Annotated in this window: 15 protein-coding genes and 1 riboswitch; of the genes, 5 read left to right on the top strand and 10 right to left on the bottom strand. The window is 40.2% G+C overall.

Annotated elements, in window-relative coordinates:
* Window positions 1-5: 5 nt before the first annotated feature.
* Complete coding sequence (locus C9J12_RS08990; RefSeq protein WP_107242395.1) at window positions 6-554, bottom strand: DUF2975 domain-containing protein; 549 nt, start codon at window positions 552-554, stop codon at window positions 6-8.
* Between the two features lie 319 nt (window positions 555-873).
* On the opposite strand from C9J12_RS08990, the gene C9J12_RS08985 reads away from it, so the two are divergent.
* The 4 genes from C9J12_RS08985 to C9J12_RS08970 all read left to right on the top strand — a co-directional run bounded on the left by C9J12_RS08985 (window position 874) and on the right by C9J12_RS08970 (window position 4,574).
* On the top strand, window positions 874-1,125 hold the full coding sequence (locus C9J12_RS08985) for a hypothetical protein (RefSeq protein ID WP_227876310.1): 252 nt from the start codon (window positions 874-876) through the stop codon (window positions 1,123-1,125).
* Between the two features lie 88 nt (window positions 1,126-1,213).
* Window positions 1,214-1,313, top strand: a riboswitch (purine riboswitch).
* A gap of 78 nt (window positions 1,314-1,391) precedes the next feature.
* The gene (locus tag C9J12_RS08980) at window positions 1,392-2,396 is read left to right on the top strand and encodes an adenosine deaminase (RefSeq protein ID WP_107242393.1); all 1,005 of its coding nucleotides are present in this window, start codon (window positions 1,392-1,394) and stop codon (window positions 2,394-2,396) included.
* Between the two features lie 267 nt (window positions 2,397-2,663).
* The gene (locus C9J12_RS08975) at window positions 2,664-3,146 is read left to right on the top strand and encodes a hypothetical protein (protein WP_107242392.1); all 483 of its coding nucleotides are present in this window, start codon (window positions 2,664-2,666) and stop codon (window positions 3,144-3,146) included.
* Window positions 3,147-3,368: 222 nt separating this feature from the next.
* The gene (locus tag C9J12_RS08970) at window positions 3,369-4,574 is read left to right on the top strand and encodes a S1 family peptidase (protein WP_107242536.1); all 1,206 of its coding nucleotides are present in this window, start codon (window positions 3,369-3,371) and stop codon (window positions 4,572-4,574) included.
* 99 nt (window positions 4,575-4,673) lie between these two features.
* Here the strand turns inward: C9J12_RS08970 and C9J12_RS08965 are convergent, their stop codons facing one another.
* The 9 genes from C9J12_RS08965 to C9J12_RS08930 form a co-directional block, all read right to left on the bottom strand.
* Window positions 4,674-5,963, bottom strand: a complete 1,290-nt coding sequence (locus tag C9J12_RS08965) for a cytosine deaminase (RefSeq protein ID WP_107242391.1) — start codon at window positions 5,961-5,963, stop codon at window positions 4,674-4,676.
* A gap of 54 nt (window positions 5,964-6,017) precedes the next feature.
* Entirely contained in the window at window positions 6,018-7,265 is a 1,248-nt protein-coding gene (gene codB / locus C9J12_RS08960; protein ID WP_107242390.1) for a cytosine permease, read from the bottom strand.
* A gap of 744 nt (window positions 7,266-8,009) precedes the next feature.
* Window positions 8,010-9,005 (bottom strand): lipoyl protein ligase domain-containing protein, encoded by a 996-nt coding sequence (locus tag C9J12_RS08955; RefSeq protein WP_107242389.1) that lies wholly within the window; start codon window positions 9,003-9,005, stop codon window positions 8,010-8,012.
* A gap of 426 nt (window positions 9,006-9,431) precedes the next feature.
* Window positions 9,432-12,479, bottom strand: coding sequence for a tetrathionate reductase subunit A (locus C9J12_RS08950; protein ID WP_227876309.1), 3,048 nt, complete (start codon window positions 12,477-12,479; stop codon window positions 9,432-9,434).
* 2 nt (window positions 12,480-12,481) lie between these two features.
* Window positions 12,482-13,195, bottom strand: coding sequence for a 4Fe-4S dicluster domain-containing protein (locus C9J12_RS08945; RefSeq protein ID WP_107242387.1), 714 nt, complete (start codon window positions 13,193-13,195; stop codon window positions 12,482-12,484).
* Between the two features lie 12 nt (window positions 13,196-13,207).
* Window positions 13,208-13,975, bottom strand: coding sequence for a formate dehydrogenase subunit gamma (locus tag C9J12_RS08940; protein WP_107242386.1), 768 nt, complete (start codon window positions 13,973-13,975; stop codon window positions 13,208-13,210).
* A gap of 508 nt (window positions 13,976-14,483) precedes the next feature.
* Window positions 14,484-15,056, bottom strand: coding sequence for a TetR/AcrR family transcriptional regulator (locus C9J12_RS08935; RefSeq protein ID WP_107242385.1), 573 nt, complete (start codon window positions 15,054-15,056; stop codon window positions 14,484-14,486).
* Between the two features lie 453 nt (window positions 15,057-15,509).
* Entirely contained in the window at window positions 15,510-15,683 is a 174-nt protein-coding gene (locus tag C9J12_RS30645; RefSeq protein ID WP_170111740.1) for a hypothetical protein, read from the bottom strand.
* Between the two features lie 122 nt (window positions 15,684-15,805).
* Window positions 15,806-16,387 (bottom strand): TetR/AcrR family transcriptional regulator, encoded by a 582-nt coding sequence (locus C9J12_RS08930; RefSeq protein WP_170111739.1) that lies wholly within the window; start codon window positions 16,385-16,387, stop codon window positions 15,806-15,808.
* Window positions 16,388-16,545: 158 nt separating this feature from the next.
* Here C9J12_RS08930 and C9J12_RS08925 point away from each other — a divergent pair, with 158 nt between their 5' ends.
* Window positions 16,546-17,598 carry an alkene reductase gene (locus tag C9J12_RS08925; protein ID WP_107242535.1) on the top strand — a complete coding sequence of 351 codons (1,053 nt, stop codon included), beginning with the start codon at window positions 16,546-16,548 and terminating at the stop codon, window positions 17,596-17,598.
* The last annotated feature ends 519 nt before the right edge of the window (window positions 17,599-18,117 follow it).

Below are 18,117 nucleotides of genomic sequence, written 5' to 3'. Positions count from 1 at the left end.
ACTCCTTAAATCGTGTGGCTGTTTTCATCGGCAAGTGTGTATCCTTCCTTCATCACCCATGAAATGATCAGAACAATAAATCCGAATACTATAGTCAAAAAATCCATACCAACAAAGCTAATTGCTAGCATGCGCTCACCAGGAGGGTTATTAAACGATAAAACTACCGACATTAACGCGCCATATACTACAGAAGCGCCAACCCAATAGAACACGCTGTAACCTAACTTTTGATAGTAGTTGGCATTTTCAAGGGTGAATATTTCGTTTTGTTCGTAGTTGCGAAATAAACGAATTAGCACTTTTAAGGCATACATAATGATACAGCATAGTAATAAGCTAGCGACCATCGCCAAAATGCGCGTTGTGAGTGTGAACGGCAGCTGCGTGTAACTGTCGAAGTCATAACTGAGTTGAATAATACCGCGCGAGGTTAAAAAGTCGTACGGTGTTTCAACGGTTAGCCAGTAGTAACACACCGCAATAGGTGTAAGTGCAAAAAAGAACTGAAATAACAAACGGGCACGGCGACTTTGTTTTTGAATCTTAGACATAACGAACTTCCTGTTAAGTGGATGTGTAAATACTAAGATCATTCCAATCGAAGATCAATGTATAATTATCGTTTATCGATATTAAATTATTGTTTTGGTGTGTTGAAATATTTTTCTTATGACTTTACTCTGTAAGATATCCTCTACTTATTAGTACTGTGTGCTGAGTGAAGTAGTTGATTTATATAAATAATCAATTTGCGTTGAAAAAAGCATTTCAATATGCAAATCATGACATAAAGTTACGACATAGCAGCTGTTAAAACTTGGTACAGAAAATGCTTTATAGTATGCCTTATCTACTAAGGGAATGTTGTATATGAGTTTTATCATCGATAGACAGTTAACTAATAAATTAAAGAACAGTTATGCAAAGCTCATTCAATTCAGGGAAAAGCATCCAGAACTCGAAGAGGTAAATGCTGCTAAAATATTATTAGTTAAAGAAGAACATTTGCTTAAAGCGTTTCTTCAGGCTTATAACGGCGAAAAACAAACAAGTAATGATATTAAGCCATTACCAGAAGTTAATATGGGCGCAAAAAATCATGATTGTAGAGGTGATCTTTAATTAATTGATTTGTTGATTGCGTCATCGTATGAAGTATGGAAAAATTCAGTAGTAACTATACCAAAATGATTGAGCTGTTTAGTGCTTGTAATAATAGGTAAAGTTACTTCGTATAACCCCACTGATAGGGTGTGGGGGTCTCTACCAGAATCCGTAAAATTCTGATTACGAAGAGTTGAGTGATTGATCGCTTTTCTCTTTGTATGTCTGAAAACTGCTGAGTAGAAAGGCTGTTAATCTAAACCCCATTAGATTAAGAGTATGATATGAAAGACTTTATTAACGGATTGCCAAAAGTTGAGCTTCACCTTCATATAGAAGGTTCGCTAGAGCCTGAACTTATGTTTGAATTAGCTAAACGTAATCAAGTACAGATTCCCTTCCAGTCGCCACAAGAAGTTCACAACGCGTACCAATTTCATAATCTTCAATCGTTTCTTGATATCTATTATCAGGGGGCAAACGTACTGATTCATGAACAAGATTTCTTTGATCTAACTTGGGCATATTTACTCCGTTGTAAAGAAGATAACGTCGTACACACCGAAATTTTCTTTGATCCTCAAACTCATACCGATCGTGGTGTTGCTTTTGATACAGTCGTGAGCGGAATACACCGTGCCCTTGAAGAGGCTAACAAAGTGCTGGGTATTTCGAGCCAGTTAATTATGTGTTTCCTGCGCCATCTAGACGAAACGGCAGCGTTGGCAACGCTTGAACAAGCTATACCGCACAAAGATAAGATTATCGGTGTGGGTTTGGATTCTTCAGAGCAAGGTCACCCACCTGAGAAATTCGCTAAGGTGTTCCAAAAGGCATTGAATGAAGGGTTTTTAACAGTGGCTCATGCCGGTGAAGAGGGGCCAGCTCAGAATATTCACGATGCACTTAGTATGTTGGGCATTGCGCGTATTGATCACGGTGTTCGCTGTGTCGAAGATCAACTATTAGTCGCACAGTTGATTGAAGACCGTACACCATTAACGGTATGCCCATTATCGAACATCAAGTTAAAAGTATTCGAGAAAATGGAACAGCACAATATTGTCGATTTATTACGCAAAGGCGTGTGTGTAACGATTAACTCTGATGACCCTGCGTATTTCGGTGGTTATATGAATACGAATTTTCATGCGGTGGCAAACGCACATGCAATGACAAAGAATGAGATTGCACAGTTTACACGAAACGGTATCGAAGCAAGTTTCATTTCAGACGATGAAAAAGCCCGTTTAGTCGTGCTGGTAGATACATATATGATGAAAGGGTAAGAAAGAGTGCGCCGTTATTATCTGAAATCGAGGGAATCTATAGGCGCATCCCAATTTGCATACTAATTAATCAGCAGTCTACGTTTTTAATTATAAAAACAGATAACACCCGCATTCAAGTTGATATAGAGGTGATCTTTTGTAAATACAAAGATACTATCATTCACTATACCAATAACCTTGCACTCCGTTATTTGAATTGTGAACGGGTGATGTGAGGAATGTAGAATTATTTTGAAATACATAATTTAAAGACAAGGGATTTTCATGAAAAAGGCAGTTGTGCTATTGGCGTTATTAGCGCTTGTTGGTTGTGATGAAGATGATGTAAAAGACATTCTAAAGGGTCAAACAAAAGTGTTTGCTGTTTCTGGTGTACAAGTGGAAAATTCATCAACGGGTTTACCTAATGGTTATTATAAATTAAGTGATCTTAATGATGGCACGAAAGCTTCGCTACCTGATAGTTTACCTGATGGTATTAAAGCCGATCTGACTAACGCAGGCATCACTGTACATGCACAATCATGCGGTCAAATTGTGGTTGATGAAGGCTTGTGTTTTGAAAGTGGCGATAAAGCCTGTGTACCTGATGAAATTAAAAAAGTGGGCTTAGACGTTTACAAAATTGATTTAGATGACATTAAAACAGCGCAAAATGCAAATTTTTACCCGACGTTAGCAGCTGAGTTGGGTGGTTTGTTTGTTCAAATCGATTATGATGATGTTAGCTGTTCTACACTGAACTAACGATTACACATCGTTAAACTTTAAAGCCATATCATTATGATATGGTTTTTTTGTTTTTATAACTTAACTCTAAATGAGAGTGACTTATCTTTCTTATTTGTCGATGTAATACCTTTAATGTAAAAGGATGAAGTCAATCGCACTCCAATGTTTCAACTCTCTTTGTATTTTTCTGTTTGTGCTTATATTGCCAAAGTTGTTTATAAACAAGGAAAGTGCGATATGGGCAAGGGAGACTCGGCATTTATCAGAAAGGCGATCAGTGGAAGCCTATTGAGTATGTGTTGCTTGGTGGGCGCTTTCAGTATTCATGCAAGCGAGATCACACCATACGTCGTCGGGGGAACTGATGTACCTGTAGGCGAGCAAAATTGGATGGCGACAATACGGGTGAGTGAACTTAATGACATGCCAATTTGTGGTGCAACGGTCATTAATGAAAACTGGGTTCTGACTGCTGCGCATTGTGTTGTGATGAGTTCAGGCTCTTCTATTGATGCTGGAAGCTATTTCGTATTAGAGCCTAGTCGAATCAGTATTGTTGCTGGTATTAACGATGTAGGCCAGACGGATATTGAACATTTTTATTCAGTTTCACATGTTGTTGTGCATCCTGACTATACCCCCTTCGCGTTTCATGACATTAGCTATGAGTCAGACGGTACTAAAGTGACTGAATTGGTGCATACCGCATTGGATAGTGACTTAGCCTTGTTAAGAGTTAACCGTGTATTTAGTGATATAACACCAGTAGAACTTGCTAATGCGTCGAGTGCAGACGAAATTGACGCAAGATTAAATGCACAATGGCAAGAGCATTCTCGTCCTAACAATATCAACGTTTCCGGTTGGGGAGCCACAAACTCAGAAGGGACAGAGCAATCCAATATACTTCAAGAAACGACATTATCTTTTTTACCTATGAACGAATGTTATGCACGTTTAGAAAATGGTAACGATACACCTTTTATTATTGACACCATTTTTAATAAAACGAAAGTATGTACTTTACCGTCTGAATTACTAGAGGTAGGTGGTTCTGTTGGTAATGACTCGTGTAAAGGTGACAGTGGTGGACCATTAAGGGCGCAAAATAGCAATAATACGTGGGTTCAGCATGGCATTGTGAGTGGCTCACCTGTTGGTACGCCGGTGTGTGGTTCGATCAATCGTCCTACCTTTTACACCCGAGTGGGTACATATTTTGATTGGATTCAATCTTATATGGGCACTGTACCGAACGATTCTATTCAAGAGCCTAATTTCATTAAAGACAGTCGAAAACAATGCCTTGATGGGATTGATTCTATTTCGCCAAATAATTGTAATTTGATTGAACATGAAGATAACGGTGGAACGTCATCATGGTTAAGTTTGTTGCTACTATCGCTGGTTACAGCCTTTAGACGCCATGCAAAATACAGTTAAATACGAATAAAGAAGAGTCATGTTAAATAAAAAAGCCACCTTACTGTTTGTTGGATAACCCAAAACAGCTGGTGGCTTTATAGTATTTAGAAGTACAAGTTAGCGACGGAAAGTCACACGTTCAGTTTCTTCTAGATTAATACTTGTTACTGCTGGCTGTGTTTCTGCCAGTATTTTTCCATGACGAATAGAGTAACGAACAGGTACTTGGCGACGAACAGCATCAAAACCATTCTCTGCAGGTAGAATCAGTAAGCTTGCAGTTTTACCTTCATCGATCCCATAGGTATCAAGAATGTTTAATGTACGCGCTGATTTAGTACTAATCAGATCGAGTGAATTATTGATTTGATCGTAGCCCATGACTTGGCACACATGCAGACCCATATGCAAAACTTGCAGCATGTTAGCCGTGCCTAAAGGATACCAAGGGTCAAAGACATCATCGTGACCAAAACAAACATTAATATCAGCGGCTAGCATTTCTTTAACGCGTGTAATACCACGGCGTTTTGGGTAATCATCAAAACGGCCTTGAAGGTGAATATTCACCAATGGGTTAGCTACAAAGTTAATACCAGACATCTTCAATAGGCGGAACAAGCGAGACGCATAAGCACCATTGTATGAGTGCATAGCGGTTGTGTGACTTGCCGTTACCTTATCGCCCATATCAAATTTATGTGCTAATGCAGCAACTGTTTCGACAAAGCGCGATTGTTCATCATCAATTTCGTCACAATGTACGTCGATCAAACGGTCATATTTACGGGCAAGCTCAAACACATAATGCAGAGATTCAATACCGTATTCGCGGGTAAACTCGAAGTGGGGAATTGCGCCAATAACATCGGCACCTAGCTTTACTGCTTCTTCCAGTAACTCTTTACCGTTAGGGTAAGAAAGAATACCTTCTTGCGGGAAAGCTACAATTTGAATATCAACCCATTCTTTCATCTCTTCTTTCACTTCAAGCATGGCTTTTAGTGCAATAAGAGTAGGGTCTGAAACATCAATATGGGTACGAACATGTTGCACACCATTGGCGATTTGCCATTTTAGCGTTTGCTTGGCGCGCGTTTTAACATCTTCAATAGAAAGCAGTGATTTACGCTCAGACCAGCGCTCGATACCTTCAAATAAAGTACCTGAGATATTCCAGCTTGGCTCGCCTGCTGTTTGTGTCGTATCTAAATGGATATGAGGTTCACAGAAAGGTGGCACGGCAAGGCCACCTTCACCATCAACAATGGCACTGTCTGCATTAACGGCTAGATCGTTATCCATTGATGTGATTGTCTTAAAACGTCCATTTTCAATCAGAATTTGATGCAGGCCTTCCGTGCCTTGTAATGTGATGTTTTTAATTAGCATATTCGAAGATTGCATCTTGTTATCCTTATGCGTTTCTCTGACGTTTATAAATACTTCTGATAATCTATTTTAAGCTTGTTCTGGCGTTCTTTCAGCAACACGGTTTAAAAGCGGATTCAGAATCAGGTAGCTGATAGCGCCACCTAAAACCGCATTAACAGGCACGATACCTGGTAAGTAATGACCCGCAGCAATACCAATTGCCATACCCGCAATAGCAGCCCAGTTTACTGTTTTAAATTCAGCATTCGCAAAATCTTTGTAACGATGACGGTTTTTCAAGAAATCTGCAATGATTATGCCGCCAATGGGTGGAATTGCCGCAGATAGGAACGTTAACCAGCCAACAAAATTATTGTATAGCCAAAGCGCACATAGCGTACCCACAACACCATTAATCATGGATAAGTACTTACTTGGCAACCCTGTAATGTTAGAGAACCCTAGCCCTGACGCATAAAGTGCATTGTCATTGGTTGTCCAGATGTTCAGCCCTAGAACAATGATGGCAGGAATAAGGAGCCCTTGTGCAATCATAACTTCTGAAATATCAGACTGGCCCGTTGCAGCAGCGCCAGCAGCACCGAATAAAAACATTAATGAGTTGCCCACAAAGAAAGCAGCCATAGTGACGAAAACTGCGCTTCTTGGTTTTTTGCCAAATCGAACAAAGTCAGCTGTTAATGTACCGGCTGAAATGAATGAGCCCACCACTAAAACTAATGCTGTTGAAAACTCCATCGGTTCTGCTGGTGTAACGGCTCTTAATCCATCGATGCCGCCCACGCTATTGACCGCTTCATTGACAGAGTAACCGCCTAGAATAGCGATAGCAGGAACAGCAATTGCGGAAAGAATCATTAGGGCAGAGATGCCGAAGTAAACAGTGGCGGTCATTAGAAGACCAGAAACGAGGATGAGGATGAGGATGTTGGTGTCAATGCCTGTGGCTTTATGAACGGGGATAGAAAACATTGCGACGCCAACACCAAACCAACCAACTTGTGTGCCGCCGAGAATGAGAGAAGGAAGCCAAGAGCCTTTAGAACCGAAGGAGAATCGAGCGAGAAGGTGAGTAGATAAACCGGATGAAGCGCCAATATAACCGAGACAGGAAGTGTATATACCGAGAATTAAATTACCAATAAGAACGGCGAGGAGGAAATCATCAAAGGAGAGACCAGTACCGAGTGTCCCACCTGTCCACATACTGGCAGAGAAGAACGTTAATCCCAGCATCACCATGGTAAGCGATGCAACGCCTTTTCTTGCTGAGTTAGGAACCGGACCCAGACTATAGTTATTATCGCTAGCCATTTTATACCTCTGCTAAGTCGCTTTCGTAAATATACCCAATTACGAAAAGAAAAATTCAATATTATAGATGTTGCATACACTGTAAAAATTGAACGATCACAATATGTATTGTTATTCTTGCTACCTTAATATAGGCAAACGGCGCGTATTGTAGTGGCTAAAATAATGCTGTCAATATAACTTTTATGACTTAGGTGGGGTTCAAGCCTTGTTTTGTATTTTAAGTTAACTTAAACAACGGCTTACAAGTTTGATTTTTGTTGTTAATTTTTTATAAAAACGTTTGCCTGTGCGAATTTAGGGTTCGTAAGTTAATTTTTTCATATCAACATGAGCATTTAGTGGGATAGCGGTGATTTTCCAGTTTCTTGCTTAATCACAGCTGAATAAACACTGTTCAAATAGCATAAGTTAAAGAAAACTGTGCATAAGTTTTTAAATGATCTATGAAACAAACAGGCTTACACGTTTTGTTTAAGAATTATGTTTTTAATACAAAAATAATAAGAAAATGACAAAATAAATAAAGAGAATAACAATAGTTGTAATGGTGTGGGTAACTCTGAGTCATTACGTTATCCACAGAAGTTGTGCATAACTCTGTGGGAAATCCTGCAAGGCTAGAAATGATGCTGGCTCTGACAATGTCAATACATTAAAAGTGAAATGGATATGAAATAATAGTAATCTTGATTTAGTTCAATTATTGGTAACTATGAGTAAAGTTACGTCATTTATTTAGACTTATTGCCATTTTTTTTCAAGCCAATTTCCAAATTCTAATAGCGCTTTGTGACTGTCACTGAAATGAATCATTAGCGTTCCCATTACGGATGTGATGGATTTCGTTTGATAAGGGTATCCGATAATCACTTTAGAGAAGTGCGCTAGAAGAGGCTCAAATAGAGAGGGTGCCTTAAAGCTAACATACTGGATTGTTCCTTTAATCACAGTGATATCTAGTTCAACTTTCCCCCATGAGAAGTGCCCGATTAATTGGCGGTTAAATTCAGGTGATTGACCATAATTCCAATCCCAGCTTGATATCACATGAAGTTTTTTACCCAGGCCAGGCAAGTTAGGCAAGGGGTTGATATTGAGTCTTTGACCTTCAGTTGAGACATTAAGGTGCTTACAGCATGCATTCATTAATGCTTGCTCTATGGTTTCATGATTAATAAACGGTTTTGAGTCTGATAAATTGCCATATTTTTGTAGCAGTCTATACGGATCTGATTCTTCATATTGTCGATTAGTAAAAGACTCAACCACAGAGATATCGGTGTTTACACGAATAGTGCAATGTTGAAGGAATTTGCTATCAACAATTGTATCAACACTGTTTGATATTTTCTTTTCTGAAATAATGATTTCGTTATTATTGTTGACCTGACCGGTTAGTTTTAATTGCTCAAGAAATAATGTGAGTATTGTATTTACCGTGGTTGAGTTAATCGCTAATTGATCACCCATGATGGAAAAATTTGAGTGACCTGGATCTTGGTACACGGCACCACCATAAGTTTGTCGCCGAACAATACTTAAGTTGCTCTTATGTACGTTTTGAGTATTACAAACGAGCCATGGATTTTGGTTTTTACCTATATTGATTGACGGGCGGTTTCGCCATATCAGTAAAATAGCTTGATTTTTCTTGAGAGAATTAAACAACACATCTTCAACCGCTTGGTTAAACCAAGGATTGGTCGATAATGATAGGTAAGTCTGCAATTCCATCATCAGTGTCCAGTAATCAATACAGTGAGCGGATTGTACGCATAGGTGTGTATGTTTTAAACATATTTTTATACATAAATTAAATGGTTATGTTTGATGCTGTTTTTAGACTATGTCGTAAGTGTCTGAGAATGAAGACGGTGAAATAGCACAGACATAAATGAGATTTGTGAAAAGCATATTTTCCGCGCAATTATGGGGCTTTATTTAGCTCTTGCGCAAACAGCTGTTGCACAGCATTTAGCAACATTTAAAGAGTGGCCACCTGTAACGTCTGAAACTCCTGCGGAACAAATTGGTGGTGTAGGGAATTAGACTGACTCAATAGATTTAGCAATGATAAAGGCTCGCAGATTTTGCGAGCCTTTCTTATGTGAACTAAAACTAAGACAAAAAATTAGTCAATGAATCTAGCCTGGTTTTATTAAGTTACACCTTCTCGATTTTCATCGGGATACCATGGCGGGCGGTAGAGCCAAAGGTCACGTCGCGATACAAACTGGCGCCTTTTCGGGTTGGGTCAACGGCGTTAAAGGCATTCACCGCCATACCCCCCTTCCTTTCAGGAATCCCCGTAAGGGTTTTACCATCAATAGTGATATCACTCGCGCCAAAGGCGGTATGGCCATAGCCAAGTGGCACTGCGATACAGCTTTTCGCTATGGTAGTATCTGCCTGAACGATACCCTCAATTGCGGCACCTTTGGGGGTGGCTATTCGTGCTTTGTCACCCGTCTTCAATCCATATTTTTTCGCATCGTTTTCATTCATCTGAATAAAGTTTGACTCACCGAGGGCTGTGATGCTCTTGAGCGTAACGGAATACGGGCTGCGCAGCTGATGCTTGAACGTCGAGAAGTAGAATGGATACTCATTTTCGCTCCAGAGATCGCGGATGGCGGTGCCGTCCCAGAACCTTTGCTTGTCAAATACTGGCAAGCCATCAAGGTATTCTCCTGAATGAAAGTTGGTTATATGTGCTAGGCCTTCATTGTATATTTGAAATTGGGCATCCCATCTCATCATTTCATGGAAGAATTCGCCTTCATATCGACTATTTACCGTAAGGTAACGGCCGCCCCGTGTGAATAAGAACATGGTCGGCCCAATTTCTTCCGCCTTTAATCGTTCTTTTAACTGAGAATAAATGCGGTCTACACTGGTGAATTTAACGTCTTCTTCTGTTGGGTTAGGTAGTACTTCGTCACTGTGTGCCAGATTAGCTAATACAGGGATATAGTAGTCTTCCGGCGTGTTGATCGCTTTTGCGTTACCCGCTGTATCTTTAAAGGCATTTTCACCGAAGCCATTCAGTTTGATTTGTTTCGCAACATCGATCAGGAATTGTTCCATACACACTCGGTTGCCCTCGGCATTGAGCGGTGTTTTAGGGGTAATAATAGGGAAGGACACAACATCACCCATTAACTCACTTCCCCATTGACGAGAGGCTCCCCATTGCTCGTATTGAGCCAGATCCGGAACAAAATAATCCGCGTAGACATTGGTTTCATTAAAGTAAGGGTCGGATGCGATGATCAGACCTAGCTGTTTAGGGTCTTTGATTGACGCTTCTACTTGGTCCTTTAAGCCTGAGCAGGCATAAAGAGGGTTGTTTGCCCATGCAATCCAAGCCTTAAACTTAAATGGATTACCGTTGGCATGGGCGACAAGTAGCTCTCCTGCATTGTCCTGAATGAAGGTTTCATTCCATGGCATATCAGATGGGTACGGATTAATTCCGTTTTTAACTTTCTCTTTGAATTCATTGCTTTGACGATAGTCACCCGAACGTTCAGCATTAAAACCACTAAGATGTGCATGCTCAAAGGCCATCATATCGTAGAGAGGTGAAGTGTTCTCGAACCCCATACTGCCAGTGTGCAGCATGCCGCCCTTGGCATTATGTGCTCCCACGAGGGTGGCGAGCATGATCATGGCAAAAGCAAATTGACTGCCATCACTGGCGTTACAACCGGTATTGGTTTCGATAGATACGCGACGACCGTGCGAAGTGAACTCTTTAGCAAGCTCTATGATCTTAGCTTCAGGTACCTGACATTCGGCGGCGTAATCGGCCATAGAATGTTCATTGACGCGTTTTGCCAATAGCGAGAAGGCGGTTTCAACCTTGATTGCCTGACCATCTTCCGTGGTCACTTTTCCACTGAACTTGATGTTACAAGGCTCTGAACTGTCTGACGTTGTTAGCTGTTGGCTTTTGGCATCTATCACCATTTTTGTATCAGCATCGCCTTTGCCACAGGCTGCAGCAGTCAAGAATTTACGATATAGAGGATGTTTTTTATCGGTGACGACCAGGTATGGCGCGTTGGTATAGTTGATTTCACTAACCTTGTAAGCACCTTCTTGGCTACATGAAGCTAGATAGGATTTATTATATCGCTCGTTGTTAATGATGTACTGCATCATTGCGTGCATTAAGGCGGTATCACCGCTGGATCGAATAGGTACCCATTCACAATTTTCTGGTGTTGATGAGCTAGTGAGTGAACGCAGAATCGGATCAATAACCACATATTTGAAGTTAGGGTTTTGTGTTCGAGCATCAGCCAAACGCTTAGAGGCTGAGTTTAGGCTGATTCCGCTAAGTCCGGGGTTAGTGCCAATAAAAATAGCAAATTCACAGTGCTCGAAATCCGTTGTTGGCAATGCACCACTGTTGGCTCCGTCTTCCACACCAAGTGCGCATCCTGCTACTTGCTGGTGGCCACAATATGAGTCTTTGTTACCTATGTTCGGTGTACCCCAAGACGCTTCAGAGAAACGTTTGTAAAATCCCCAGCGGGCCGGATCTTCAGAGCAACCGGTCATTAGCAGCTGATTTTTCTTCGGTCCAAAGTCCGGATAGGCTGGATTGGCGACAGTTTTATCGTCGTAGATATCTGATAGGCCTTCAACGTGACCTTCACCAAATAGATTGCCACCTTCAACGACTTCCTTAATGAGTTGTTCATAGGAGATAGACTGCCAGTGATTTTCGCCTCGTTTACCTATGCGCTTCAGGCATTGAGTTACGCGGCGTGAATCGGTAATGGCATCGGGGACTGCGTTGCCTCTGCCACAAAGCGTTGATCGGTTCTCATTTCCCTGTTCACCAACGAGTTGTAACATCGCTTCCTGAGGTGATACCTCCATTGCAACAGGATTACCTGATTGGGTGGATAGAGCGTATGGGTTGCCACAGACACGCAGGATTTGATCGGTATTATTGTCGATGCGAATGCGTGCACCACAAACGTTGTAGCAACCAAAACACTTGGTAAAAGCAAAGCGCTGGTTTGGGTTATTAGTGAGCTTGTTGTCGGGACCCAGAATAAATTCCGGTTCGGCACTTAATGGTGCATAACGGCTGATATCCTGATTACTCTCGTCAGCAGTTGCTTTAGAAATGCCAGTCATTCCGCCTGTGAATGTTGTTGCGGCACCCATTTTTAAAAATTGTCTACGATCCATAATTAACGCTGCCATGTAAGTGCTGAATTTAGGTTATACGGCTGATCACTTTCTGTATCTGTTAAGCCAATGTAATAAACGTTAGGCTGGGTGTTCTTGTCAGATTGAAGAACTAACGCTTCATGCTCCTTGAGTAATTTGGAAACGTCACTGTCGGGATCTTTCAGATCACCAAAGACACGAGCACCTCCGGTACAGGTTTCTACACAGGCGGGAAGGAAGCCTTTTGTGGTGCGCTGAATGCAGAAATTACACTTGTCTACAGTGCCTGTTTTACTATTAGTGAAACGCACGCCATCATAAGGACAGGTGTAAACGCAGAAATTACAATTGATACAGCCAGTGGAATCGACCACCACAATTCCGTCTTCTTTACGTTTAAACGTAGCTCCAGTCGGACATACTTTGGTACATACTGGGTTGTCGCACTGATTGCAAAGTAAGGGAAGGTTGAGCACATACTCTTTGCCATTAATTTCAGTACTACTTTGAAGTACCTGAGTTCGGTGTTCATTAGGTTCATTGCCATTTTCATGACCGCAAGCAGTGACACAGGCTTTACAGCCGTTACAGCGGCGTAGGTCGATCACCATTGCTAGTTTCTTGTTGTCTTGTTCTGAATTGCTGGCTATGACTGATGCAATGACGGGGGAGGCAGATACCAGTGACACGGTAGTACCGCCAGCGAGCAGCTTAATCGCTTTACGTCTATCCATTATATTTTCGCCTTATTTTTTATTTAATGTTTTGTACCAGCGATTATGGTGCTGTTTTGCCCAGTTCTCATCGCACTTCCCTGTGGTCATGTTACTTAAACCACCCTCAGAAATTACGGTTGCCATAAATATATGAACAATGGCAAAAGCGCCAATAGCCATAGCAGAGATAATATGAAGGGAAATAACAATAGGTGCATATTCATGAGATGGAGCGAAGTCTGGAAAAAAGAGCATAAGACCAGTAGAAGAAAGAATTATAAAGTTTATTGTAAATACCCAAAACCAGAGTTTTTCACCACCATTAGCAAAACCAGCTTCAGGGTGTTGTTTTTTACCAAAATTAATATAACCACCTGCTTTTATAAACCAGTCAATATCGTACTTTTTAAATAATTGTTCTTTCCACCACGTGATGACCATGATGAAAGCACCAATCATAAATGGAAATACGGCTAATTCATGTAAAGTTGCCGATAGCTTAACGGCTGTTGCCCAACTATTGCTGCCCGGTTCGAAAATTACTTTGCCCGCACCGATTATGACACCCGTTAAAATCAATATTAAACAAGGTATTGCACCAAACCAATGTATTATGACACTGCGAATTGGCCAGCGTTGAATAAGCTTGCCACTAAAGCCGTCGTCTAGTTTGGATGTACCATTTACTAAGACAAAAAGTCCCATAATCAGTGCAACGCCCACAACACTTCCGACTAATAACCATGACATGAACGATTGATTAGATAATATATCTAACCATATAGAAGATTGTTCCATTTTAAACCTTCACTTTTATTGTTTTATTATTAAAATAACTGTTGATAGTACTTTAAAATATTAGTGTTTAATCTCTTGCTCCGTTTTATGGCTAACAGCCATTGTTCATTGATTTTAATTTGTTTAAATTGATAGCTACCATTTAAGCAATAATGCTTTATTACCAATAGTAACTTAGTGTGAAATTTAATGTTACCATTAGTAACTTACGTAAAGTGTGATTTTAATTGTATTTTTGAAATAGGAGGTAATTGACAATGATGAGTTGATATAATTATTAGTTATTCTTTGATTAAAATCATGAGGACGTTAGGTTATATACCCAAGTCACCCCAAGATTCTCGCTGAAACGAGCATCTTGAGGTAACTTGGGTATAGTTCTTTTGCTGTAATTTTAGTTTTCATTATAGCGGTTGGCCAAGGTGGATGGGGTCAAGCCCCACACATAATAGCAATGGTATGAATTTTATTAAGTTCGCTGGAGTAACAATATCGGTATCTTAATATCCTACTTGAGAATGATGTGGTAGACCTCTTCCTTCAAGTAAGCTAACGCGATATTTTTTGGTATGTGGCCAGAGATGGCAGCATCACCAACAGACTCTATGATTCCATAAATTGTGATGAGCTTTAAATGATTTTGGTGGTTATCATCAGAAATTGGTAGCTGAAAGATATCGGAATATGCATCCACAAAAAAATCTTGAATATTTTTAGAGAGGTCTGCATTGTTCGGATAGCATTTTAGTGCCGCAATTGTAAGCCCGTAAATGTTTGAATTTTCCAACATACAATTAAAATATGACTCACAAAAAATGGATACAGTATCTGTGATTGATTGACTACTTGATTGTTTGGCTATTTGTATTGACTCAATTAAGCGATTATCAATATCTTGATAGATCTGTTTCAGTAAATTTTCTTTGTTTTCAAAATGGTTATAAGCAATAGGCTTTGTTACTCCGGCTTGCTCTGCAACCGTTGCTAGCGTCAATGCCTCTGCACCACGCTCTTTTATAATGGAAACAGCGGTTGATAATAGCTGCTCCCTTCTTGCATCTTTATCCATGCGTTTTGACATGTTGTATCCTAAAAATCGCTGAAACCTATCACCACGATAGATTAGGAATTTATAATTTCTATATGACATTTGATGTGATTAAGTAAGTTCTAGTAACTTACTGATAATAATTATACTTTTCGTAATCAATGCATACAAGTATGTTAGATTGTGAGTAAACGCTTTTGTCGAAAATTGGAATGGTAGGTTATGGTATTCGCCATTACTCACCATTTCGAACCCTATAATTATCGATTGTTTAGAATGGAAATCAAATGAAGAGGTTAGGCCGACACCGGAAAGTGTGGAATTGTGGTCAATGATTCAAAATGGACTGCTCGACAATCCTGAATATTTATCTGTTTGGGGTGAATTCGACGCATTGGTAGCCTTATTGCGTTTGGAAGTCATTACGCCAGTACTTTAATTATAACTTCTTGAAAACCCGATTGTGCGACTCTGGTTTTATTATAGTTATATTCCCCATTCCTTTTCCCATTCCTGCTGTGCTTTAATTTCTTCAATACGATTACGGGCACTTACTTTTGTCTTTTTGTCTGGAGTCTCTTTATCAATTTTTTTTACTGGTTTCTTCTTCGGTTTAGGATTGATTGCAAGATCGCTTGCTTGTGGGGTGGGCTTCATCATATTTCTCCTGTGAGTATTTATCTATAATATTAATATTGCGTTATGATTGCAAGATACTGTTTTTTATCTAATGTACCTCACGCGAATAAATCAATTTTGATCTTAACAACGTTATGATTTAGCTATCGACACACATCTTGATAAAGCTGCTCGGCGAGCTTCTTTATGGTGTTACCTTCAGGGTGAGTGTGGGCGAATGTTCTTAACCCATATATACCCATCATTAGATAATGAGCGCGTGCATCAGCGTTGCGTTCGCTGCTAATTTCCTTTTGATCAATTGCCTTTTGCAATACTTGGGTAATTGCTTGCTGCCAGTTAGCTAGATGAAGCGTGATAATGGCATGCACTTTTTCATCTTGTTCAGCAACTTCATTCAGTGCTTTTGTCAGTAAACAAGCCCGAGAGGCATCACAGCTCTGGCATTCTACAGCGATATTATCAAGATAGGACCTAAGCTCAATAAGTACTGGCCTTTGACCAGAAAAAAAACCAGTGAACTCAGTATTTCGATCCTGATGGTATTGATCTAATGCTGCTAAAAGGAGGCCACGCTTATTTTCGAACGCACAATAGATAGAGCCGGGGTGTAAACCTGTGGCTTTTTTCAGATCTTGCATACTGGTATTACCGTAACCTTTATCCATAAAGGAGGTCATAGCAGATCTCAGCACCTTCTTTCTATCAAATTCTGCAACTCGCATGGCTAGTTAGTAACTCTTGTTGGGACTCTTTATGTCTGAGTAGTTTTGTACAAGTGAAGTCTATTGTAACCAATTTTGAACGTATATTCAAAAAAAGGTCTTGAACGTTCACTCAAAAAAACATATCTTGAATGTTCATTCAAGAAACAGAGGTCGCTATGACAGCTAACCTATTTCAAACTTATGCTCTTAATAAGACTTTATCTTTAAAAAATCGCATTCTCATGGCACCACTGACTCGTTGTATGGCTGATGATGAATTAATACCGACTCAAGATATGGCTGACTACTATGGTCGTCGAGGCGAAGCGGGGTTAATTATTTCAGAAGCGGTGATCATCCGCCCTGACGGCCAAGGTTATCCTAATACCCCAGGTTTATTTACTCCGGCACAAATTGACGGTTGGAGAACGGTAACTAATGCAGTACATCAAAATGGTGGCAAAATTTTTGCACAACTTTGGCACACTGGTCGGGTAGCACATCCACACTTTTATCAAACAACAGGTAGTCAAGATGTCATGGCACCTTCAGCAGTAGGTGTTGAAGGTAGTGTTCCTAGAATGCGCGAGCTGACTTACCAAATACCAAAGGCTGTATCGGTTGAGGAGATTGCTCAGTTAGTTAGTGATTATTCTCAAGCAGCGGCTAACGCTATTGACGCAGGTTTTGATGGTGTTGAAATCCACGGTGCAAACGGTTATTTAATTGACCAATTTTTACATCACGACAGTAACCGCCGCAGTGATCAATATGGGCTGACACCTGAAAACATGTCGCGTTTCGCTCTTGAAGTGGTTGATGCCATAGTTGCTCGTATCGGCAATGACAGAACGGCGTTACGTGTATCACCTGGTGCATATTTCAATATGGCTGGTGACAGCCGTGATCGTGATGTTTTCGATTATCTTATTCCTGAGCTTGAGAAGCGTGATTTAGCTTTCCTACATATTGGCATTTTCGATGACGCTATGGAATTTGACTATTTAGGTGGTCGCGCTTCAAGTTATGTTCGCAGCATTTATAGCAAGACCTTAGTCGGTGTAGGCAGCTTTACCGCTGAAACAGGTAGTAAAGCAATTGCGGATGATAAATTTGATCTGCTTGCGATTGGTCGACCATTTATTGCCAACCCTGATTATGTAGAGCGTGTTCGTGATGGGAAAGACTTAGTTGAATACTCAGATGAAATGTTGACGAGTCTTATATAAGCCTGAGTATTCATTTGTTGTTGATAGCGATACAGAAAAATAGGGTTAGCATTGGTGCTAGCCCTTTCGCCTTAATGCGCCAGGACCGGTACTTCATACTATCAATAAAATATTGTGAAATTATCTGAGTTCGACGGAGCAGCTACTACAGAGCATGATCATATTATCACTTCTATAAATACTTTGAGAAGAGAACTACCGATAAGAAATGTTATGAAATATGCAGTAGCTTTTGCCATGTCGTTATTTTTCCTAAATAGGTATCAAGTTCACCAATGGTTGCATGTTAGGGTTAAAAGAGAAAATGTAACATTGGTTCATCGTTAACCTATAACCAAGCACCTGGGAATTTAAAGCTAGATCTCGATCCAACTCTTAATCTAATGATATATTAATGATGGTTGATTATTAGGAAGTATCTGGTTTGTGATTTATAGATTAAGTTATTAATAATAGGCTGTGGGTTTGTAATGGTGATGTTCAAATTCATCTGAAATTAATTTATGAATATATTACTAC

This window comes from Photobacterium frigidiphilum (assembly GCF_003025615.1).
Classification (GTDB): domain Bacteria; phylum Pseudomonadota; class Gammaproteobacteria; order Enterobacterales; family Vibrionaceae; genus Photobacterium; species Photobacterium frigidiphilum.
This window is presented reverse-complemented; position numbering and strand designations above follow the sequence as displayed.